20 protein-coding genes and 1 pseudogene are annotated in these 19,854 nt (G+C 64.2%); 4 read left to right on the forward strand and 17 right to left on the reverse strand.

Annotated elements, in window-relative coordinates; genetic code table 11:
- Window positions 1-30: 30 nt before the first annotated feature.
- The 11 genes from BH93_RS22430 to BH93_RS22480 form a co-directional block, all read right to left on the reverse strand.
- On the reverse strand, window positions 31-1,035 hold the full coding sequence (locus tag BH93_RS22430) for an alpha/beta hydrolase (protein WP_242459036.1): 1,005 nt from the start codon (window positions 1,033-1,035) through the stop codon (window positions 31-33).
- A 99-nt stretch (window positions 1,036-1,134) separates the two neighbouring features.
- Window positions 1,135-2,292 (reverse strand): RNA polymerase sigma factor, encoded by a 1,158-nt coding sequence (locus tag BH93_RS22435; RefSeq protein WP_037172617.1) that lies wholly within the window; start codon window positions 2,290-2,292, stop codon window positions 1,135-1,137.
- 8 nt (window positions 2,293-2,300) lie between these two features.
- Complete coding sequence (locus BH93_RS22440; protein ID WP_037173333.1) at window positions 2,301-2,708, reverse strand: YciI family protein; 408 nt, start codon at window positions 2,706-2,708, stop codon at window positions 2,301-2,303.
- Window positions 2,709-2,804: 96 nt separating this feature from the next.
- Window positions 2,805-3,827 carry a class II fructose-bisphosphate aldolase gene (fbaA, locus tag BH93_RS22445; protein ID WP_037172619.1) on the reverse strand — a complete coding sequence of 341 codons (1,023 nt, stop codon included), beginning with the start codon at window positions 3,825-3,827 and terminating at the stop codon, window positions 2,805-2,807.
- An 8-nt stretch (window positions 3,828-3,835) separates the two neighbouring features.
- Window positions 3,836-4,861 (reverse strand): LacI family DNA-binding transcriptional regulator, encoded by a 1,026-nt coding sequence (locus tag BH93_RS22450; protein WP_242459037.1) that lies wholly within the window; start codon window positions 4,859-4,861, stop codon window positions 3,836-3,838.
- 45 nt (window positions 4,862-4,906) lie between these two features.
- Window positions 4,907-5,557 carry a nucleoside/nucleotide kinase family protein gene (locus tag BH93_RS22455; RefSeq protein ID WP_037172623.1) on the reverse strand — a complete coding sequence of 217 codons (651 nt, stop codon included), beginning with the start codon at window positions 5,555-5,557 and terminating at the stop codon, window positions 4,907-4,909.
- On the reverse strand, window positions 5,547-6,485 hold the full coding sequence (locus BH93_RS22460; protein WP_037172624.1) for a PfkB family carbohydrate kinase: 939 nt from the start codon (window positions 6,483-6,485) through the stop codon (window positions 5,547-5,549). Before BH93_RS22460 ends, BH93_RS22455 begins: the two co-directional genes overlap by 11 nt.
- Window positions 6,466-7,248, reverse strand: a complete 783-nt coding sequence (locus tag BH93_RS22465) for an ATP-binding cassette domain-containing protein (RefSeq protein WP_032376277.1) — start codon at window positions 7,246-7,248, stop codon at window positions 6,466-6,468. Before BH93_RS22465 ends, BH93_RS22460 begins: the two co-directional genes overlap by 20 nt.
- Entirely contained in the window at window positions 7,245-8,234 is a 990-nt protein-coding gene (locus BH93_RS22470; protein WP_037172626.1) for an ABC transporter permease, read from the reverse strand. Before BH93_RS22470 ends, BH93_RS22465 begins: the two co-directional genes overlap by 4 nt.
- 34 nt (window positions 8,235-8,268) lie before the next feature.
- Window positions 8,269-9,267: a substrate-binding domain-containing protein gene (locus tag BH93_RS22475; protein WP_037172627.1), complete on the reverse strand. Its 999-nt coding sequence runs from the start codon at window positions 9,265-9,267 to the stop codon at window positions 8,269-8,271.
- A 337-nt stretch (window positions 9,268-9,604) separates the two neighbouring features.
- Window positions 9,605-10,600: a YihY/virulence factor BrkB family protein gene (locus BH93_RS22480; RefSeq protein WP_371832074.1), complete on the reverse strand. Its 996-nt coding sequence runs from the start codon at window positions 10,598-10,600 to the stop codon at window positions 9,605-9,607.
- Window positions 10,601-10,740: 140 nt separating this feature from the next.
- On the opposite strand from BH93_RS22480, the gene BH93_RS22485 reads away from it, so the two are divergent.
- Both BH93_RS22485 and BH93_RS22490 read left to right on the forward strand, forming a co-directional pair.
- A complete protein-coding gene (locus tag BH93_RS22485) occupies window positions 10,741-10,911 on the forward strand; it encodes a CsbD family protein (protein WP_027495724.1) in 171 nt (56 codons plus the stop codon).
- A 270-nt stretch (window positions 10,912-11,181) separates the two neighbouring features.
- Complete coding sequence (locus BH93_RS22490) at window positions 11,182-11,805, forward strand: GAF and ANTAR domain-containing protein (RefSeq protein ID WP_242459038.1); 624 nt, start codon at window positions 11,182-11,184, stop codon at window positions 11,803-11,805.
- 116 nt (window positions 11,806-11,921) lie between these two features.
- On the opposite strand, the gene BH93_RS22495 is transcribed toward BH93_RS22490, so the two are convergent.
- From BH93_RS22495 to BH93_RS22520, 6 genes and pseudogenes are all read right to left on the reverse strand, one after another.
- Entirely contained in the window at window positions 11,922-12,719 is a 798-nt protein-coding gene (locus BH93_RS22495) for a DNA-formamidopyrimidine glycosylase family protein (protein ID WP_037172632.1), read from the reverse strand.
- Between the two features lie 45 nt (window positions 12,720-12,764).
- The gene (locus tag BH93_RS22500) at window positions 12,765-13,781 is read right to left on the reverse strand and encodes a zinc-binding dehydrogenase (protein WP_037172633.1); all 1,017 of its coding nucleotides are present in this window, start codon (window positions 13,779-13,781) and stop codon (window positions 12,765-12,767) included.
- Window positions 13,757-15,244, reverse strand: a pseudogene (phnE, locus tag BH93_RS22505) (phosphonate ABC transporter, permease protein PhnE); the annotation flags it as partial. The pseudogene phnE and the gene BH93_RS22500, both read right to left, overlap by 25 nt.
- Before the next feature lie 101 nt (window positions 15,245-15,345).
- Window positions 15,346-16,149 (reverse strand): phosphonate ABC transporter ATP-binding protein, encoded by an 804-nt coding sequence (gene phnC, locus BH93_RS22510; RefSeq protein WP_037172635.1) that lies wholly within the window; start codon window positions 16,147-16,149, stop codon window positions 15,346-15,348.
- Between the two features lie 2 nt (window positions 16,150-16,151).
- Entirely contained in the window at window positions 16,152-17,120 is a 969-nt protein-coding gene (locus tag BH93_RS22515) for a phosphate/phosphite/phosphonate ABC transporter substrate-binding protein (protein WP_037173337.1), read from the reverse strand.
- A gap of 41 nt (window positions 17,121-17,161) precedes the next feature.
- Window positions 17,162-17,860, reverse strand: coding sequence for a phosphonatase-like hydrolase (locus tag BH93_RS22520; protein WP_052064944.1), 699 nt, complete (start codon window positions 17,858-17,860; stop codon window positions 17,162-17,164).
- A 108-nt stretch (window positions 17,861-17,968) separates the two neighbouring features.
- On the opposite strand from BH93_RS22520, the gene BH93_RS22525 reads away from it, so the two are divergent.
- Window positions 17,969-18,682 carry a GntR family transcriptional regulator gene (locus tag BH93_RS22525; RefSeq protein WP_197914466.1) on the forward strand — a complete coding sequence of 238 codons (714 nt, stop codon included), beginning with the start codon at window positions 17,969-17,971 and terminating at the stop codon, window positions 18,680-18,682.
- A gap of 1 nt (window position 18,683) precedes the next feature.
- Complete coding sequence (locus BH93_RS22530; RefSeq protein ID WP_052064945.1) at window positions 18,684-19,844, forward strand: TIGR03364 family FAD-dependent oxidoreductase; 1,161 nt, start codon at window positions 18,684-18,686, stop codon at window positions 19,842-19,844.
- The last annotated feature ends 10 nt before the right edge of the window (window positions 19,845-19,854 follow it).

Raw genomic sequence — 19,854 nt, forward strand, 5'->3', positions numbered from 1 at the left:
CGACGGGTACCCGCGAGAGTCTCTGCGCAATCACCTGGTTCCCAGAGCCGGTGCCAGCGTGGTGAACCAGGCTTCGCGTAGCTGATCCTCGAACAGCGGCCATGTGTGTGCACCCTCGTCGCGCATGGAGACCGTGGCCGGAACATCGGCCCGGCGCAGTGCGTCGACGAAGATGGACGTGCAGTAGTTCACCATCGCCTCGACCGCCATTCCACCGAACGGTGGAATCGCACCCTCGGGGATCCGGTCCACCGGTCCGGGAAGTCCGCGAGACGAGCTGACGTACACCGCCGTTCCGCGCAGTCGTTCGACGTTGAGCGACGGATCGTGGTCGCGCCAGCCCTGGCTTCCCGGCAGCCCCCACATGTTGAACGGGTTGTTGAGACCGCCGGCTATCATCGCCGAGATACCCGCGGTGGCAAGCGGATTCGATGGTGCCGGGCATCCACTGAACGACGCGGCGGCGTCGAACACATCCGGGGCCTGGATCGCCAGATCCAGTGCGGGCCCACCGCTCATCGACAGTCCTGCCACACCGCGTCGACCGTTGGACCCATAGGCGGCGTCGACGGCTGCGGGCAGTTCGCGAGTCAGGTAGGTCTGCCACATGTTGCTGCCCAGTACCGGATCGGGTGTCTGCCAATCGGTATAGAAGCTGAAGCGACCTCCGATGGGCGCGACGACCGTGACGTTCTTGTCGAGAAAGAACTGTTCGACGCCGGAGTTGTTGAGCCAACCCACACCGTCTTCGTTGCCGAGTGCACCGTTGAGCAGGATCAGGCTCGGGGCAGGTCCGCCCTCCGGCGAATGCAGAATCTCGTTGGAGACGACGCGATTCATGGACGGGGAGAACACGTTCAGCACTGCACGGGTGGCCGACACCTGATGGATCCCGACGGCTCCCGCCGCTGCGTCGGCCGATCCCGAGTTGCCCGGCAGGGCCTGGGCCGACGTTCCGGCCAGCAGCATCGATCCCAGCACGGCGACCGTCACCACCGCGGCGGATCGAGTTCGCTTCTTTCTCTTCAGTCCCACTGGCAACATCAGCACCATACGAGGGTCGCACGGATTCCGCTTTCTACCGCTAACGATCAGATTACGAAACCGATCGGTTCGTACGCTTGCTCGACGCCGTCACGGAGTCACAGCACGAATCCGTGCGGCCTGCAGAGTCAGGTGGTCACGCTCGGCCAGCGAGGGAGCCGACTGCGCTGCGCGGGCGTACAACTGCGCGGCCTGCGTGAGGTCTCCCGCCTTCTCGTGCAGATGCGCGGCCGCCGCTGTGTGCCTCGGGACCGTGGAATCGACCTCGGCCAGCGCCGCGAGCCCGGCGGCGGGTCCATCGGCTTCCCCGACGGCCACCGCGCGGTTGAGCTGCACGACGGGGCTGTCGGTGAGGGCGAGCAACTCGTCGTACCACTCGACGATCTGCACCCAGTCGGTCTCCTCCACCCGCATCGCGTCGGCGTGCAGGGCAGCGATCGCCGCCTGGGCCTGGAACTCACCCAACCGATCTCGGGCCAGCGCCGTCTGCAGAATCTGCACGCCCTCGGCGATCAGTGCTGTGTCCCAACGGGATCGGTCCTGTTCAGCCAAAGGTACGAGTTGACCGTCGGATCCGGTTCGCGCCGAACGGCGCGCGTGGTGCAGCACCATCAGCGCCAGTAGACCCGCCGTTTCCTCGTCGTCGGACAGCGTCGACAGCTGCCGAGTCAACCGGATGGCCTCCGCCGCGAGGTCGACATCTCCGGTGTACCCCTCGTTGAACACGAGATACAACACCCGTCGTACCGTGCTCAGGTCGCCCGGCGCATCGAATCGCACATCACGCACCGCACGTTTTGCTCGGCTGATCCGCTGCGCCATGGTCTTCTCCGGCACCAGATACGCCTGCGCGATCTGCCGTGTCGTCAGTCCGCCGACGGCGCGCAGGGTCAGTGCCACCGCTGCCGCCGGAGTCAGCGCAGGATGCGCACACAGGAAGAACAACTGCAGCGTGTCGTCGACGCCCCCCACGCTCTCCGGTTCCGGCTGTGCCGCCAGTCGGTCTTCCCGATCTCGACGCGCCTTCTCCGAGCGCTGTCCATCGAGAAATTTTCGCCAGGCGACGGTGACGAGCCAGCCCTTCGGGTCGGTCGGCGCGTCACCTGCCCCGGTCGAGAGTGCCCAGGTCGAGGTCGCCTGCACCAACGCCTCCTGCACGGCGTCCTCGGCCGACGCGAAGTCCGCTCCGCGGTGGACGAGGACGCCGATCACCGCGGGCGTCAGTGCCCGCAGCACTCCAGGATCCATGATGATCGTCAGTCGGCGATCGTGGGAGGAGCCTCCATGAACGGACGTAGCTCGAGCCACTCGTCGATCGGCTTCCCACCGGCACCGGGCGCTGCCGACAGCTGCCCGGCCAGCTCGAGCGCGCGATCGTAGGAGTCGACGTCGATCACCATCCAGCCTGCGATGAGGTCCTTGGTCTCCGCGAACGGACCGTCGGTGACCGGAGGTTTCCCTTCGCCGTCCGAGCGCACCCACGTTCCCTCGGGGGCCAGAGCCTGCGCGTCGACGAACTCGCCGGTCTTCTCGAGCTCGGCGGCGAAATCTCGCATGAACTGAATGTGGTCGTGCACTTCGGCCGGGGTCCACCGGTCCATCGGGATCCAGTCGGCAGGCTCGGGGGCTCCGCGGTAATGCTTGAGCATGAGGTACTTGGCCATGATGTCTCCTAGCGTCGGATGCAGCCATTCTTTCTGCATTCGACCCTGGGACGTAACCGGTCCGCAGAATTCGACACGTTCGAGAAGAAAATTTTCTCAGCGCATCGTGCGGCCTGCCGAGCCGAGCATCTGCGTAGCCTCCACCACTCTCGCCGCCATCGCCGTCTCGGCCGGCTTGCCCCACGATCGGGGGTCGTAGGCCTTCTTGTTGCCGTACTCGCCGTCGACCTTGAGGACCTGGTCGTACTTGCTCAACATGTGCCCTGCGATGGACCGGGTGAAGGCGTATTGGGTGTCGGTGTCGATGTTCATCTTGATCACCCCGCTCGCCACCGCGGAGGCGATGTCTTCTGCACTGGATCCCGATCCACCGTGGAACACCAGATCGAACGGGTTGTCCTTACCGGTCTCGGCTCCGACGACGGCCTGGATCTCGGCGAGAATTTCTGGGCGGAGATGCACCGAGTCAGGGTTGTAGACGCCGTGCACGTTGCCGAAGGTCAGAGCAGTCATGTATCGACCGCGCTCCCCTGCACCGAGCGCGGCGATCGTGGCCCGAGCATCGTCGACAGTCGAGTACAACTGTTCGTTGATCTCGTGTGAGACGCCGTCCTCCTCGCCGCCGATGACGCCCACTTCGATTTCGAGGATCGTGTTCGCCTCCACCGACAGATCGAGCAATTCTCGAGCGACACGCAGGTTCTCGTCGAGCGGCACCGCCGAACCGTCCCACATGTGCGATTGGTACAGCGGGTCGAGTCCGCGTCCGCGTCGGTCGATGGCGTCGGCCAGCAGTGGCCGAACCCAGTCGTCCAGATTCTCGGCGGGGCAGTGATCGGTGTGCAGCGCAACCGAGATCGAATAGTGTTGCGCCACTTCGTGGGCGTACTGGGCGAGCGCCTTGGAACCGGCGAAACGGTTCTGCACGGCGTTGCCGGAGAGGTACAGCGCGGTGCCGACCGACACCTGGATGATGCCATCGCTCTCTGCCTCGGCGAAGCCCTGCAGCGCTGCATTGAGCGTCTGCGAGCCGGTGACATTGATCGACGGGTAGGCGAACCCGCCCTCCTTCGCACGGTCGAGCATGGCCGCGTACTGATCCGGACTGGCAATGGGCATGAGCTGTCCTATCTTTCGGGTGCGGCCGGTATTCCGGCCGAGGTCGCGGCGCAGCCGCAGGAATTGCGATGGTTGAACGTGGTCGGCACTCGGATCGACCGAGGCTTCTCGTCCCGCCCCTCGATTCGATTCAGCAACAGGTCGGCTGCGGTTCTTCCTATCGTCTGTACGTCCTGAGCTGCGGCTGTCAGGCGAGGCTCGAACAGATCGGACCATTCGAAATCGTCGTAGCATACGAACGCAAGATCGTGCGGAATCGACAAGCCAAGGGCACGAACGGCTTTGAGTGAACCGATAGTCATCGAGTTGTTCATCGACACCAGTGCCGAAGGCCGGTTCGAGCTCGACATCAGTGCGCGTACATGCATCTCGGCCACCTCGACGTTGGACCTACCATCGAGAATCAGTCCTGGATCGAGGTCGACTCCCCGATCGGCGAGCGCGCGGGCATAACCGTCGAACCGTTCGTTCGTGGAGGAGATTCCTTCGATTCCGCGGACGATCGCGATGCGACGATGGCCTGCATCGAGGAGGTGGGCGGTGAGCTCGTAGGCCGAGGCCTCGTTCTCCGGTCCCACCTGATCGCAGGGAAGATCGAGCATCCGGTCGATCAACACCAGAGGGGTACCACTACGCACGATCTCCGGAATGGTCTTCGACTCCGATCCTGCTGCGGGAGCGAGGATCATCCCGTCGACCTGACGGTCCAGCAGGGAATCGGTCACTCGCCGCTCGGACAACGGCTCGTCGTGGGAATCACCGAGAATCAACACGTATCCGGCCTCGGACAGTCGTTGCTCGACGGCGTGTACGAGGCTGCCGAAATAGGGATTGGTCAAGGCGGCGATCGAGAGCCCTACAGTATTGGTCCGACCCGCGGCGAGTGAGCGGGCAACAACGTTGCGTCGGTAGCCGATCTCGACAATTGCCGCGTCGACGCGTTGGCGGGTGGTCGGGTTGACGTTACGGGTGCCGTTGAGAACATGCGAGACAGTCGACACCGACACTCCGGCGATGCGGGCGACATCGTCCATCGTGGGCACGTCAATCGGCCCAGCGCTGTCTGGTCCGCGAAACCGTCATGTCAGACGCAGGATTCGATCGGCGCGGCCTGCGGTCGACCCGATCAGTTCCGCATTGCGTTCGTCCGAGCCCAGTGCCCAGAACTCCGCATCCTCGTGCGACTTTCCGTATGCCTCGTGCCGAGCTACCAGGCGCTCGTGCCGAACCCGTGTGTGCGGAGCCAGAAACCAGACCTCGTCGATCATCGACCGCGCAGCAGGCCACGCGTCGGACTCCATCAGCAGATAGTTGCCTTCGGTGACCACCAACGGAACAGTCGACGGAACCGGAACGGCCGACCCGATCGACTCCTCGATCTCGCGCCTGAACCTCGGTGCGTACACGATGGGGTCACCGGGTCGCTGGTCGTGAATCGCCGCGATCAGTCGCGCGTATCCACCGTCGTCGAACGTGTCGTGTGCACCTTTGCGGTCGAGCCGGCCCAGGTCGATCAACACCTCGTTGGCCAGGTGGAACCCGTCCATCGGAACCAGCACTGCGCGCTCCGGCCCGAGCGCATCGACGAGTTGCTGCGCCACCGTGGACTTTCCGGCACCGGGCGCGCCGGTCAGGCCGAGTATGCGCCGTTCTCCGGCGACGGCGAGTCGCCCGGCCAGCTCCACGAGCTCGCCGAGGGTCGCTCTCTGTACGTCCTGATCAGTGCTCACCGTTGTCGCTTTCGAGTCCGTCGGTAGTGAAGTGTGTCAGCGGAAGTTCGTGTAGCCATGCTCGGGGTCCGACCACCGAACAGCGCAGTGCCGCAACGCGAGCCGACCTGTCGATGCGCTCGGCCAGAGAGCCCGACTGCGTCGAGTAGTAGGCATATGCGCCGTGGAAAGCATCTCCGGCACCCACTGTGTCGACCGCTGTCACCGGCTCCACATCGACCGAGCCGGACGACCCCTCGGTCCACCATTCGACGGGCTCGCTGCCGTGGGTGGTGACGACGGTATGCACGCCCGCTCCGACGAGTGCCGCTGCAGTGGTAGCCGTGTCGGAAGTGCCGGGGGCGCGAAAGTCCGCCGAGCACACCATGTCCGTGGCATGCGGGATCAGCTCGCTCATCACCGGCTTCCACCGACCGGCGTCTACGACCAGGGTGGTAACCCGCGCCGCCGCATGTTCCGCGGCGGCGCGGGCGATCAAGGGGTGATGCCCGTCGACGAGGACGACATCGGCACCGGCCACTACCGTCTCGAGATCCTCGGGCGGTGAAACTTCGGAATGCACGGCGTCCGCCGAGACGACCGACCGCTCACCGGTCGACTCGATCACCGTCACGGCCGAGACGGGCACCGACCTGCTGGTGCCCAGGGCCGCGTCGAGCACTCGGACGCCGAACGCAGCCATATCGGCTTTGACCAGCTCGGCCACCGGGTCGTCGCCGAGTGCGGTGACGAGCACGGCCGTGCCGCCGAGCGCGGCGAAGGTGACGGCCGCGTTGGCGGCCGGCCCTCCCGCCGCGACGAACTGCGCACTGGACGTGATCTTCTCGTTCGGTGCCGGAGCGGCCGACACTCGATGGATGACGTCGAGTGTGGCCAGTCCGACGAAAACTCCTACCGGAGCGTCCCTTTCAGACGCCTGCGCGTTCATCGTCGGTCGGCTCCTCCGCACCGGTCATCAGCGCAACGACCTCGGACATGGTGCGATTCTTCGGATCGACGACGCCGGCGCGCTTGCCGAGGCGGTGAATGTGAATCCGATCGGCAACCTCGAACACGTGCGGCATGTCGTGGCTGATGAGCACCACCGGTATGCCGCGGTCACGAATGGTTCGGATCAGATCGATCACCATGCCCGATTCCCGCACGCCGAGCGCGGCCGTCGGCTCGTCCATGATGATCACTCCGCGTCCGAACGCCGCTGCCCGGGCAACTGCCACGCCCTGACGCTGACCACCGGAGAGGGTCTCGACTGCCTGATTGACCGACTTGATACCGATCTTCAGATCCTGCAGATGCTTCGACGACTCCTCCCGCATCCTCGGCATGTCCAGACGCCGAAAGAGGCTGCCGCTGATGCCCTTACGCTTGATCTCGCGTCCCAGATAGACGTTCGAGGCGATGTCGAGCGCCGGAATGACGGCCAGGTCCTGATAGACCGTCTCGATGCCGGCCGCTCGCGCGTCACGCGTGTTCTTGAACGACACCGGCGATCCGTTCATCAGAATCTCACCTGAATCCGGAATGACAGCTCCGGCCAGAGCTTTGATGAGACTGGACTTTCCGGCACCGTTGTCGCCGATCACCGCCAACACCTCGCCGGCCCGCAACTCGAAATCTGCACCGTTGATGGCCGTCACGCTGCCGTAGGTCTTGACCAGACCACGCGCTTCCAGAGCGAGGGGGGCATTCACTGTGACCTCCTACGTGCGAATTGATCGACGGCCACCGCGACGATGACGAGAATGCCGGTCGCGATGTTCTGATACAGGCTGTCGACGCCGGCCTGGGTGAGCCCGTTGCGCAGCACACCGACGATCAGAGTTCCGACGAGAGTCCCGATGACGGTGCCGCGGCCACCGAACAGGCTGGTTCCACCGATGACGACCGCGGTGATCGTTTCGAGGTTGGCGTTCTGATACGCATTCGGGTCGGCGTTGGGGATCCGACCGAGTGCTGCCCATGCCGCGATCGCCGCAATGACACCCGTGACGATGTACACCGAGAACAGCACGCGACCGGACTTGATGCCGGATCGATCCGAGGCCTGCGGACTCCCGCCGACAGCGTAAATATGCCTACCCCAGGATGTTTGGGACAGGGCGTACCACATCACGGCGTACACCAGCAGCATCACCACCACGCCGTAGGTGGTCGAGAAGGTACCGATCTTGAACGAGGTGCCGAGAAATGTCAGCGGTCCGCTCGGCACCTGATAGGTCTCGGATCCGGCCAGCAGTCTGGTGGCCGCTTGGATCGCCGTGAACGTGCCGAGCGTGACGATGAACGGTGGCAGTCTCAGTACCGTCACCAATCCGCCGTTGATCGCGCCGAACGCAACGCACACGGCGAGCGTCGAACCCAACGCGACGACCGGTCCGTTCGCCCCGGCCGACTGTGCCATCACGATGGTTCCCATCACCGCGACCGCACCGATCGACAGATCGATACCGGACGTGAGGATGATCAGGGTCTGGCCGACGGCGAGAATGCCGACGACCACAGACTGCTGCAGAATCAGAGAGACGTTCTGCGGGTTGAGGAACGAGCTCGAAATCGAGCTGAACACGATGATGGCAATGACGAGTGCGGCCAGTGGCCCGAGCAGCGGTTCACGCAGGATCGTGCCCACGTTGAACCGGCTCGGTGCCTTGGGAGGCGCAGCGGTATCGGTACTCACGAATCAGATCCCTGTGTTCGCCGGTACGTCGCGATCAGCCCCAGCAATTCGCTTCGCCCCACGCGGTGTCCTGGGATTCGATGCCGGCTACCGGCTTGTCGGTGACGAGCTGCGAACCGGTGTCGTTGAATCCACTGGGCTTGGTGCCGTCCTGAGCGAACTTCACGACCGCGTCGACGCCCTGCTCGGCCATCTTCGCCGGGAACTGCAGCACCGTTGCGCCGATGATGCCGGACTTGACGTTCGCGATGCCGGTGCAACTACCGTCGATGGAGCCGATGGTGATCTGATCGGCGCGGCCGGCGGACTGAATTGCCTGGTACGCACCAGCCGCGGCGGGCTCGTTGATCGTGTAGAGCGCGTTGACGCCGGGCGCACGCTGCAGCAGGTTCTCCATGGCGGTCTGCGCCTTGGTCTGGTCGCCGTTGGTGTTCTCCTGGCCGACGATCTCCGACGAGCCGTCGGTCAGGCCCATTCCTTCGAGGAAGCCGTCGTGACGGAACGTATCGACAGTGCCGCCTGCGGTGCCGTCGAGCATGATGACCTGGGGTGCAGTGGTTCCGAGCGTGCCCTTGACCCATTCGCCCTGGCTGACGCCTGCCGCCTTGTTGTCGGTCGCGAACGTGGCGTCCACCGCGTCCTCGGGGTCGGTGGCAGTGTCGAGGGCGATGACGACGACGCCGGCGTCACGAGCCTTCTTGATCGCGTCCAGCACTCCGGTCGAGGAGTTCGGAGTGATCAGAATTCCCTTCACGCCCTGTCCCACCAGGTTCTCGATGGCTGCGACCTGTCCTTCGTTGTCACCGTCGAATGCACCGGCCAGAGCCACCAACTCGGCACCACTGGAATCTGCCTGCGCCTGAGCGGCCTCGCGCAGCTTCACGAAGTACGGATTGGAATCCGTCTTGGTGATGAGCCCGACCTTGACGCTGTCCGAGTCCGAGCTGCTGCATGCGGTCAGGCCGAAGACGAGTGAACCGGCCATGAGCACGGTCCCGATCGTCAGCGCAGACTTCCGACGGTGATTGAACATGTGGACTCCCTTGTCCCCTAGCCACGCGGTCGCGTCGCTCGATTGCAGGAGCCTAAGGCGCATACAAGCGCTTGCGCATGCGCTTTCGCGAAACAAACTCGGAGTCTTTTCTGACCGACCGGCTGACCGGTTCGTGACGGGGGTCACTCGAGTCGGCGTTTGGTCCTCGCCGATCAGCCCTCGCCCCCCAGATCTCGCAAACGCGCGCGCCTTTGCCATCTGCGCGCGAAATAGTGCCCGATCGCCTCGCTATTCCGCTCGCATCTGACGAATGCGCGCGCGTTTGCGCAGTCGATCAGCCCCCGCCGACCAGCCCACGCAGATCAGCCCACGCAGATCAGTCGGCCCGCGTCTCCGACGAGTCCTCGCCCACAACCGAATTCGGCTCGTCGTAGGTGACCGTGATGTCCTGGAATCCCTTGTTACGCTGCGCTTCTGCCTGACCGGTATAGGAGTTCTTGTCCCCTTCGGTGAGTTCGACGTTGTCGGTGAAGGGCGTAAGCAGCGCTCGGGGGTGCAGGTGATCGACTCGCACGGCATTGATTTCGATGCACAGCACGATCAGCACCGATGCGACGTACAGAAAGCCCAGCAGACCGAGGACGATCGCGAAGATTCCGTTGGCGGCGCTGGCATTGCCGACGACGTAGCGAATGTAGATTCCACCGAAGGATTGCAGCGCCTGCCAGATCACGGCGGCGATCGTCGCACCGGGCAGCACCTCGCGAACAGTCAGTGCACGTGCGGTTCCGATGCGAAACGCTGCTGTGAAGACCATGACGTTGACGATCACCGCACCGATCAGTGCCAACGCACCGCCCGCGAACCCGAACACACCCGAGGACGCGACTCCGTTGAGGACGGTCAACCCGATGATTGCCGTGCCGACGGTGCTCAGAAGCAACAGCCCGCGCAGACGTCCCTTGATCGGATCGGGTTGCTCGTTTCGGGGCACCGACCACGCGGTGTTCATCGCGTACTGGGCAGCCAAGGAGACTCCGAGTCCGCCGTACAACGACCCGACGACGCCGATGACGATGGCGGTGGTTCCGCCGCTCAGGCGATCGGGTTGACCGAGTTGATCACCGATCACGGGGATTTGGCTCATCGCCGAATCGATGATTCGGGTCTGCAGTTCCGGATCGCCGGCCAGCACGATCCCCAACACCGTGGTGAACAGCAGCAGTAGTGGAAACAGCGAGAGGAACGAGTAGTACGCGATCAGAGCCGCGAGATAGCCGCCTCGGTCGTCGAGAAATTTGTACAGCACTGCCAGCGGAAAACCCGCCGACGGGTGTTTGCGCTGATAACTGTCCACTTTCGCGACCATCATCGGTCGAATGTATCCACAGCCGACGTCGCGGAAACGTCGACGGCACGTGTGACCTAGATCTCTTCACGCACACGTGCGCTTCGGACGGCCGCCCTCGACTAAGTAACCAGTACCAACCCAGGACGAGGAAAGGAACTCACATGAGCTTCATCGACAAGGCCAAGAACGCAGCAGAAGACGCCATCGGCAAGGCCAAGGAAGTTGTGGGCGACGCCACGAACAACAAGGACCTCGAGGCAGAGGGCAAGAAGGATCAGGGTTCGGCAGGCGTGAAGAAGGTCGGCGAGAACATCAAGGACACCTTCAAGTAAGTCGTTCCGCAGAGGGGACCGTCGATCGCACGATCGGCGGTCCCCTCTGCTGTGCACCCGTATAAAATGCACAGGACCGGCTGTAGCAGCCGGCAGGGCGTCCAGCAGACGGCGCATGTTCATGAATCTGTCCGGTGAACGACGGCAGAGGTCCCATGCGAGAGGACAGTGTGAATGTCGCAACAGTCGACCGATAGACACCCTGCCAGTACGTCCCATACATCGTCGCTCGCCGAGTTCGCGCGGTCCCTACGCGATACCCGTCGTTCGATGCCCGAGACGATCAGCGAAATTCTGCGTACTGCGATTCGGCTCATCCCAGGAGCGACCGTCGGTTGCGTCACGACGGTGAGCAAGGGTGAGCGAACCGTCGTGGCATCCACCGATCCTGTTGCCGAGGAGCTGTGCCGACTCCAGTACGAGCTCGACGAGGGCCCGATTCCCACCGAGGTCCGTCATTTCGACGTCGTCGTGTCCGACGACCTCACGTCCGAACCGCGATGGCCGGAATTCGCCGTCCTTGCCGTCGGCGAAGGTTTCAAGTCACTGGCCGCATTTCAGCTCTACAGCAATGCCGATGACCTCGGCGCGTTGGTCTTCTACAGCGACGAACCCGGGGCTTTCGACGCCGATGCCGTCGAGATCGGTGAGGCGCTCGCCGCCCACGCCGCGATCGCGATGCTCGGTGCCCGCGACAACGAACAGTTCCGTGCCGGCTTGGCCAGCCGCGACATCATCGGCCAGGCCAAAGGGATGATCATGGAACGCTACGATCTCGACGCGGTGCAGGCCTTCGAGCTGCTGGCGAAGCTGTCGCAACAACAGAACCTGCCGTTGCACAGGGTGGCTCGCGATCTCGTCGAGACCGATCACCCGCCCAACTCGACCTTCTGACCGGCCCCAGGTTTCGATTTCCGCGTACGAGGAAGCCTGTGGGTGGTACCGGCTCACAACACGCGGTACCCGCGGGCGGTTATGTCGTTGAGCCAACAGCGATCGACCGCTCGTCGCTAATGCTCCGGTTGGCACCTCGGACACCACCATGTTCGACGCCGATCGGGGTCACCAGGGACCTCAGCGACCACGCGAACGAGCGTCCCACATCGCAGACACGGCTTGCCTGCTCGTCCAGCGACCCAGTGCGAGCGTCCTCGTCGTGTGTCGCCGGTCGTGACCTGCATCGCTCCCGGAACGGTCGCGGAGTGACGCATCGCCCGCTCGAGCAGCGCGACCAATTTCTCGGCATCCACGTCACTCGATCGAGTCCACGGCCACACTCCGCGTAGGAAACACAGTTCGTTCGCCCATAGATTGCCGGGCCCTGCTATCACCTTCTGATCGAGCAGAGTCGCGATGATCGGCCGATCCGCCTCAGCAACCACGTTGGCTACCGCCGTGTCGGTATCGAACGTCGGCTGCAGAGGGTCCGGACCCAGATGCGCAACCAGGGCATTCATGTCGGGTGTGAAGCCGTAGTCCACCACCGGCAACAGAATTCCGTAGGCAGTGGGCCCGTCGGCCACGGCCAACTGCACGCGAACGTCCGGACGCACACGCTGAGGAATCGATCGACCGGCCCGCACCACCGTCCACGAACCGCTCATCCGCAGGTGTGTATGCAGCGTTGTGCCGTCATCGAAATCGGTGAACAGATGCTTCCCATGGGTTCGATGCGCGACGACGGTTCGCCCGGCCAGATTCTCCACCGCATGTGCCGGCACGTTCAATCTGCCGGCCCGTAAGGTGGTGCCGTCCAAGGCTCGACGCAGCCTCGCGGCCAGCGCGAACACGGTGTCACCTTCGGGCATGCCTGTGGTGTATCCCTACTTCCGGATATGCAATCCTGCGCTCCGCTACGGCGTAACCGAGGATCGAAGGATGCCCGACGGCGTCGGCCGCAACACCGATGCGAGTTCCGTCAACGGAACCGGAGCCTCGACGAGGGCTTCCCACGGATACTTCGCGCCGGTGTCGTGCAGGAACGCAACGGCCTGATCGAGATGCCGCGGTTCGTAGTTGTGGACGCCGGTGACCGTCAGCCAGTTTCGGACCACTGTTTCGGGATCCACGGTGATCGGTGGACCCGGCGCAACGGAACCGGCGAGCACCAGGCGGCCGCCGACATCGAGTCTGCCCAGCGCAGCCTGTACAGCGGGCGAAGAACCGGAGAAGTCGATGGCCACATCTGTCGGTGCACCATCGTCCTCGCAGGCTCCGAATTCACGGGCTCTGTCCTGCCGTTCGGGGTCTCGATCGAGCACGCGGACCGTCGCACCTCGCTCGGTGGCCGCTGCCGCAGCAGTGATGCCCAGCATTCCGGCGCCGACGATCAGCACCCGTCGTCCGTCAAGAGCACCCGCCGCGTCGAGAGCCGCCATGACCGTGGCCGTCGCACACGCAGCCGGTGCGGCGACGGCGTCGGGCATGGTCTCGGGCACACGAGCCACTGCAGTGCCGCGAGGAAGCACGATGTGCTGGGCGTAGGAGCCACTGAGAACCCATGCCCCTTCGGCAGATTCGTGCCCTACCTTGCGCACGGCCGAGCATTTGGCCGTGAAACCTTTGTCGCATCGGCTGCACCGGCCGCACGGCACGGTGACCGACCACACGATTCGATCACCCACCTCCGCAGGGGATGTCACATCGCCGACGATTACCACGTGGCCGACGGCCTCGTGCCCGAGTACCGACGGGCACGCACCGGTCCTGCGTCCCGACACCGTGTGCAGATCGCTCCCGCACACAGTCGCAAAATCGATGCGGACCAGCAGGTCACCCGATTCGAGTGTGGGAATCTCGATGTCCCACAGATCGATCCCACTCCCCGTCCATACGGCGGCCTGTGTCAGACCAACAGTGACCTGATCCATCCGGAGATCCTTTCCACGATGTACACGACGACGAAGATGACGAGAACGATCGCACCGGCGACGTCGAAGTTCAGAGTACGAATCGACTCGAAGAGCAGGAAGCCGATACCGCCGGCACCGACGATCCCCAGGATGGTGGAGGTACGGATGTTCACGTCGAGCAGATACAGACTCGACCCGACCATCGCCGGAATAGCCTGTGGAACAACAGCACTCAACGTCCGATTCCACCACCCGCCACCGACCGACGCGACGGCCTCGAGGGGGCCGGGATCGATCTCCTCGATCGCGTCGGCGACGAGCTTGCCGAGGAACCCGACAGATCCGATGGCCAGTGCGCAGGTTCCCGCCACCGGGCCGAGTCCGAGCGCCGCGACGAACACCACCGCGAGAATCAGCTCGGGAACAGCCCGCACCAACAGAATCCAGGACCTCGCGCACCAATACACCACGGGATGCGGAGTTGCGTTGCGCGCGGCCAGGACTCCGATGGGTATCGACAACACGATCCCGATTGCGGTGGCCACAACACCGATGGCGATGGTCTGGACGGCGGCGTCGAGCAGGTCCGATCCCAGGGACGAGAAGTCCGGTGGGATCATTCTTCCGAACACTTCGACCGACGGCCCGATCCACGTCAGCAGCGACCGCGGATCCAATTCGAGCACCACGAACGACGACACCACCGCGACGACGAGCACCGCCGACGCTCCGATCCGCATCAGTCGATCGCGCTGCGGACCGGCCGCGGACGGAACCAGCAGCATGCGGCGAAGAGCCATGGCCGCCAACTCCATTGCCGCGATGATCACCAGGATCACCAGCACAATTCCGAGAGCACGCGGGTAGATCAAACCACGCAGGGCGTCCTGCAGTGCGAAGCCGATACCGCCTGCCCCGACGAAGCCGAGGACCACCGACATGCGTAGGTTGATGTCGATCCGGTAGACGAACGCTCCGATCCATGCCGGAACGACCTGCGGTACAACCGCATTGATCATCTCTCGAAAGTAGCCCGCCCCGGCGGCGCGCAGTGCCTCGCGCGGTCCCACGTCGGTCTCCTCGATGGCATCGGCGAACAGTTTGCCGAGCATGCCGATCGAGTGCAGCGCGAGGGCGAGGATGCCGGGCAGCACCCCGATTCCCAGCGCCCTGACGAACAGCACCGCGAACAGCAAGTCCGGCATCGCCCGGCAGAAGGTGATGATCGCACGAGCGACACTGTGCAGCATCGGATGTGGTGAGGTGTTCCGCGCGGCGAGAAAGGCCAACGGAACCGAGACGATCGCCGCAAGCACGGTACCGAGCACCGCCATGAGCAACGTCTCGACCGCAAGTGAGACGATCCGGCCGGTGTCGTCGACGCGAGGCGGCAGCATCCGCTCGACAAGGTTGCCGACGTCGTCGAGACCGTCGAGCAACGTGGTCGGCGCAAAGTCGATGTACCCCGCCGAGAGCACCGTGACAACGAGCGCGACGACGCCCAGCGCCGGGAACAGCCATCGACGTCGCCGCGGATCGTTCTGTACTGCAGCGTTCGTGGGCTTCGGTTCGAAGGTGACGGTCACGTCGGTGCCACCGCAGAGATGTTCCCGGCGTCGGGGGCTATCCGCTGATAGATCGGCATGATGTCCTCGCGCTCGAGCCCTGCTGCCGGGCGATCGAGCACCACCCGACCGTCTCGGAGACCCACGAGTCGGTGCGCCCAACCGAGCGCGAGATCGACCTGATGCAGTGTGCACACCACCGTCAGCTTCTCCTCGCTGCACACCCGCTGCAACAGTTCCATGACCACGCCCGCGTTCTCGGGGTCGAGGGAGGCAACGGGTTCGTCCGCGAGCACGATCCGCGGTCGCTGCATCAGGGTGCGTGCGATCGCCACCCGTTGCTGCTGCCCGCCCGAAAGAGTGTCGGCGCGGCGTTCGGCGAAGTCCGCCAATCCGACTCGGTCGAGACAGGCCCGAGCCTCTTCTCGCATCACCTTCGGGTAGGTGAGTGCTCCGTAGCGCGGAATCGACAGGCGGCCGATGCCTCCCACGAGTACGTTCTCGAGGCAACTCAACCGACCGACGAGATTGAAGTGTTGAAAGATGAAGCCGACATCTCGGCGTAGCTCGCGCACCCGGCGGCGGTTGGCCAGATCGACGCGAATGTCGAGTGCGGTGACACTGCCCGAGGTGATGGGATGCAGACCGTTGATGCATCGCAGTAGCGTCGACTTGCCGGAGCCCGAAAGCCCGAGCAGCACCAGCATTTCACTGCGGTGCACATCGAGGTTGACGTCCGCAAGCGCGGTGGTCGACCCGAACGTCTTGGTGACATTGCGGACGCTGACGACCACGTCGGCCCTGTCCAAGGAAGTGGACATCGTCAGCCCTTGCACTTCTCGGAGCCGGTGATCTCGCAGACGTTGCGCACACCGTCGTAGTCGCTGTCCTGTGCGGGTACGACGCCCCAGGCATCCTCGTCGGTGATGCGGCATTCTTCGGCGCAGATGCCGTCGGCGACGAAGGCATCCGAGTTCATACCTTCGCTGAACACGTCCTGAAGCTTCGCGATGGCGTCGGCACCCAGATCGTCGTTGGCGGCGAAGAGCGAACCGGCGATCGTATCGGACTTCCAGACGGTCTTCAGCTCGCCGGGTGCAATCTCGCCGTTGTCGATCATCGTCCGGTCGACCATGGTGTCGAACGCAAATCCGGCGTCGCAATCGCCCGCCTTCACAGCAAGCACCGATGCATCGTGCCCGCCGGCATAGATCGGGGTCATGGCGGCCGAGATGTCGGTCTCCGAACCCGAGGCGATCACGTTGTCCTCGATCAATCCTGCTGTCGGATAGAGGAATCCGGATGTCGAACTAGGGTCGACGAAGCAGACATTCTTGCCTGCGTAATCGGCAAGACCGTTCACCGATGCATTGTCGGACCGGGCGATCCCGTAGGACTGATAGCCGGGCTTGCCACCCTCGTCCTGGACGACGGCTCCCAGCGGCGTCATCTCGGCCCCGTTGATGCCGGCTACGACGTAGGCGAACGGGCCGAAGAATGCGATGTCGACGTTGCCTGCGATGAGGCCCTCGACCACGCCGGCATAGTCGGAGGCCTGGATGAACTCGACCTTCGCACCGGTCTCCTTCTCCAATCGTGTGATCACCGGGTCGTAGCTGGCCTTCAGATCGGTCGAGTTCTCGGCGGGAATCGCAGCGAGCGTGATGGTTTCGGGAAACCCTTGCTCGGTGGTGGCCCCCTCGGACGAACTGGAGCACCCGGCAGCGACGAGAGCCGCAGCAGACAGTACGGCCGCGGCGGTCACGGCACGACGGCGAGAGGTGGTGTTCATGGCAATGATTTCCGTTCGGTGAGGTTGGGTCGAGTGAGTGTTCACGGCAGAACGATGGGGGGAAGATCGGCGACGCTCTCGAGCACGTGGGTCGCGCCCGCCTCGCGCAGAAGGTCCTCGGAGTGAGCTCCGCTGAGCACACCGACGAGAACGGATGCGCCGGCGCGGCGACCGGACAAGATGTCGCTCGAGGTGTCGCCGACGACGGCGACGGCAGCGATGTCACTGACCTCGGCGCGCAACGCAGCAGACAGGACGAGATCGGGGTGCGGCCGGCCACGACCGGCATCACCGGGCGCGAGGAAGGCGTCGGGCAAATCCTGCCAGCCGAGTGTGTCGATGATGCGCTTCTGTGTCGGTGCCGAGAACCCTGTTGTCAGCACGACACTGATGCCGGATTCACGAAGCTTCGTGATGGCCTGGGCTGCACCCGGAACGGGCGCGATGCCGTCGTCGATGCGGGCGTCGTAGGCAGACTCGAATTCCCGGTTGGCGGCCTGGGCGCGATCCTCGGATCCGAACAATGCCCGGAACACCTCGATCTTCGACTGCCCCATGGTGTCGAGTACGTAGCGTCGGGCGTCGTCACGTTCGGGTCCGTCTGTCGCCAGTCCGACGGCCGTCGCCGCGGCGTCGAATGCATCGAGTACGAGGCCGTCGTCGGTGACGGTCGTTCCTGCCATGTCGAGGACGACGAGTTCGATGTCGATGCTGGTGTTCGAGGTGGTGGAGTTCGGCATGGGGAAGAGACTGCCGTTTGGTATAGACCATTGCGTGGAACTCGGGTGAACGAGTCATGAACGTCGCGCAACAATTAGGTCTAGACCAATTGATGCTATGGTCGGATCATGGTTGTGACCACCGAACCCCGGGTGCTCAAGCACCAGATCGTGCGCGGAAGTCTCGATGCGATGCTCGACGGCATGTCCGCAGGCGACGCTTTTCCTTCGGAACGTGATCTCGCCGATCGATACGACGTCTCCCGCGAGACGCTGCGCCAGGCAATCCGAGAACTGTTGGTAGCCGGTCGAATCGAGCGTCGTGGGCGCGCGACGGTGGTGGCCGAGCCCAAGGTCGTACTGCCGCTCGCCATCGGCTCGTACACCGAGGCAGCGCGCGAGAAAGGCATGAGCGCAACCCGAATCCTGGTGGGCTGGGATACGTTCCGCGCCGATGACACTCTCGCGGATCTGCTCGGAATCGACGTCGGTGCAGAGGTGGTGCAACTCGAGCGCGTCTTCACCACCGGCGACGTCCGAGTGGGCCTGGAAACAACTCGCATTCCCGCGTACCGAATTCCAGGGCTGCAGGACAGCTTCGATCACCGAACGTCTCTGTATGCCGAATTGCGTACGCGAGGAATCACCTTCGGACGTGTCGTCGATACCATCGAAACCGTCCTCCCCGACGCCCGAGAAGCCGCACTCCTCACCGTAGACACGAGAACACCGATGTTCCTGCTCGGCCGCGTCTCCTACGACACCGACGGTATTCCCATCGAGCACAGACGTTCGCTCTATCGCGGAGACCGGATGACCTTCACCGCTGTCATGGATGCCTGATATGACCACGAAATACGACGTCGTGATCGTCGGGGCCGGGATCGTCGGCCTCGCCCACGCGTACCACGCTCACCGACGTGGCCTGACCGTAGCAGTGGTCGATCATGCGGACCGGGTCGCGGGCGCGTCGGTACAGAACTTCGGACACGCCTGCATCACAGCGCAATCCGGTGACGCGCTGGAGTACGCCAGGGCCGGTCGCAGTCACTGGCTCGAGCTGGCCCGCACAGCCGGCTTCTGGGCTGCGGAATCGGGAACACACTGCGTTGCCCGCCACGAGGACGAGTTCGCAGTACTCGAGCAGTTCGCCGAGTTGCGCGGCCCCGACCACACGGTGTTGTTGGACCGACGCGAGGTGCTGGACCGGCTCCCGATTGCCGACACCGATGTGGTGGGTGGCCTGTACATGCCGATCGACGTGCAGGTGGACCCCCGCACCGCCGCGCCGGCCATCGCGCGCTGGCTCGCCGACTGCGGGGTGGACTTCCACTGGCGCACCGCTGCAACGTCGTTTGCTCCGGGCATCGTCCACACCTCGCGCGGCGACCTGCACGCAGGCACCACGTTCGTCACCGTCAACCACGACATCGATCGACTGTTCCCCGAGTATGCGGAACGCGGCGGACTGGTGCGATGCCGTCTGCACATGATGCGCGCGACCCTCCCTGTGCGCGCACCACTCCCCTCTCCGCTGTTCACCGGCTGGTCGCTGCTCCGGTACTCGGGCTTCGAGAACCTTCCCGCTGTCGCAGACGTCGCCGCTCGCCTGCAGGCCGACCACCCCGACTACGTCGAACTCGATCTGCACCAGATGTACACCCCGCAGCCCGATGGGTCGATTCTGTTGGGTGACACACATGTTCGCGAGATCACCACGTCCCCGTTTCAAAGCGAGGAGGGGTTCGAGGTGCTGCTCACGGAAGCGAAGTCACTGTTCGGAGTCGACCGCGTCGACGTCACCGAACGGTGGCAGGGCACGTACTGCTCGGCACCGGGTTCGGAGTTTCTGCTCGAAGAACCCGTCGATCGCGTGCACATCGTCACCGTCACCACCGGCATAGGAATGACCACCAGCATGGGCCTGGCGCTGTCGAGCGTCGACAACGCTCTGACGCCGGTGCAGCGGCCGGACTCCCGTTCTCGGCTCACCGCGCACAACTGAGCACATCTTC

Source organism: Rhodococcoides fascians A25f (assembly GCF_000760935.2).
GTDB lineage: Bacteria > Actinomycetota > Actinomycetes > Mycobacteriales > Mycobacteriaceae > Rhodococcoides.

Excerpts from the sequence above, each read along its gene's own strand:
- BH93_RS22435 (WP_037172617.1), bottom strand. The coding sequence starts at position 2,292 with ATGGATCCTGGAGTGCTGCGGGCACTGACGCCCGCGGTGATCGGCGTC.
- BH93_RS22440 (WP_037173333.1), bottom strand. The coding sequence starts at position 2,708 with ATGGCCAAGTACCTCATGCTCAAGCATTACCGCGGAGCCCCCGAGCCT.
- fbaA (WP_037172619.1), bottom strand. The coding sequence starts at position 3,827 with ATGCCCATTGCCAGTCCGGATCAGTACGCGGCCATGCTCGACCGTGCG.
- BH93_RS22450 (WP_242459037.1), bottom strand. The coding sequence starts at position 4,861 with ATGGACGATGTCGCCCGCATCGCCGGAGTGTCGGTGTCGACTGTCTCG.
- BH93_RS22460 (WP_037172624.1), bottom strand. The coding sequence starts at position 6,485 with ATGAACGCGCAGGCGTCTGAAAGGGACGCTCCGGTAGGAGTTTTCGTC.
- BH93_RS22475 (WP_037172627.1), bottom strand. The coding sequence starts at position 9,267 with ATGTTCAATCACCGTCGGAAGTCTGCGCTGACGATCGGGACCGTGCTC.
- BH93_RS22480 (WP_371832074.1), bottom strand. The coding sequence starts at position 10,600 with ATGATGGTCGCGAAAGTGGACAGTTATCAGCGCAAACACCCGTCGGCG.
- BH93_RS22485 (WP_027495724.1), top strand. The coding sequence starts at position 10,741 with ATGAGCTTCATCGACAAGGCCAAGAACGCAGCAGAAGACGCCATCGGC.
- BH93_RS22490 (WP_242459038.1), top strand. The coding sequence starts at position 11,182 with ATGCCCGAGACGATCAGCGAAATTCTGCGTACTGCGATTCGGCTCATC.
- BH93_RS22495 (WP_037172632.1), bottom strand. The coding sequence starts at position 12,719 with ATGCCCGAAGGTGACACCGTGTTCGCGCTGGCCGCGAGGCTGCGTCGA.
- BH93_RS22500 (WP_037172633.1), bottom strand. The coding sequence starts at position 13,781 with ATGGATCAGGTCACTGTTGGTCTGACACAGGCCGCCGTATGGACGGGG.
- phnC (WP_037172635.1), bottom strand. The coding sequence starts at position 16,149 with ATGTCCACTTCCTTGGACAGGGCCGACGTGGTCGTCAGCGTCCGCAAT.
- BH93_RS22515 (WP_037173337.1), bottom strand. The coding sequence starts at position 17,120 with ATGAACACCACCTCTCGCCGTCGTGCCGTGACCGCCGCGGCCGTACTG.
- BH93_RS22520 (WP_052064944.1), bottom strand. The coding sequence starts at position 17,860 with ATGCCGAACTCCACCACCTCGAACACCAGCATCGACATCGAACTCGTC.
- BH93_RS22525 (WP_197914466.1), top strand. The coding sequence starts at position 17,969 with ATGGTTGTGACCACCGAACCCCGGGTGCTCAAGCACCAGATCGTGCGC.
- BH93_RS22530 (WP_052064945.1), top strand. The coding sequence starts at position 18,684 with ATGACCACGAAATACGACGTCGTGATCGTCGGGGCCGGGATCGTCGGC.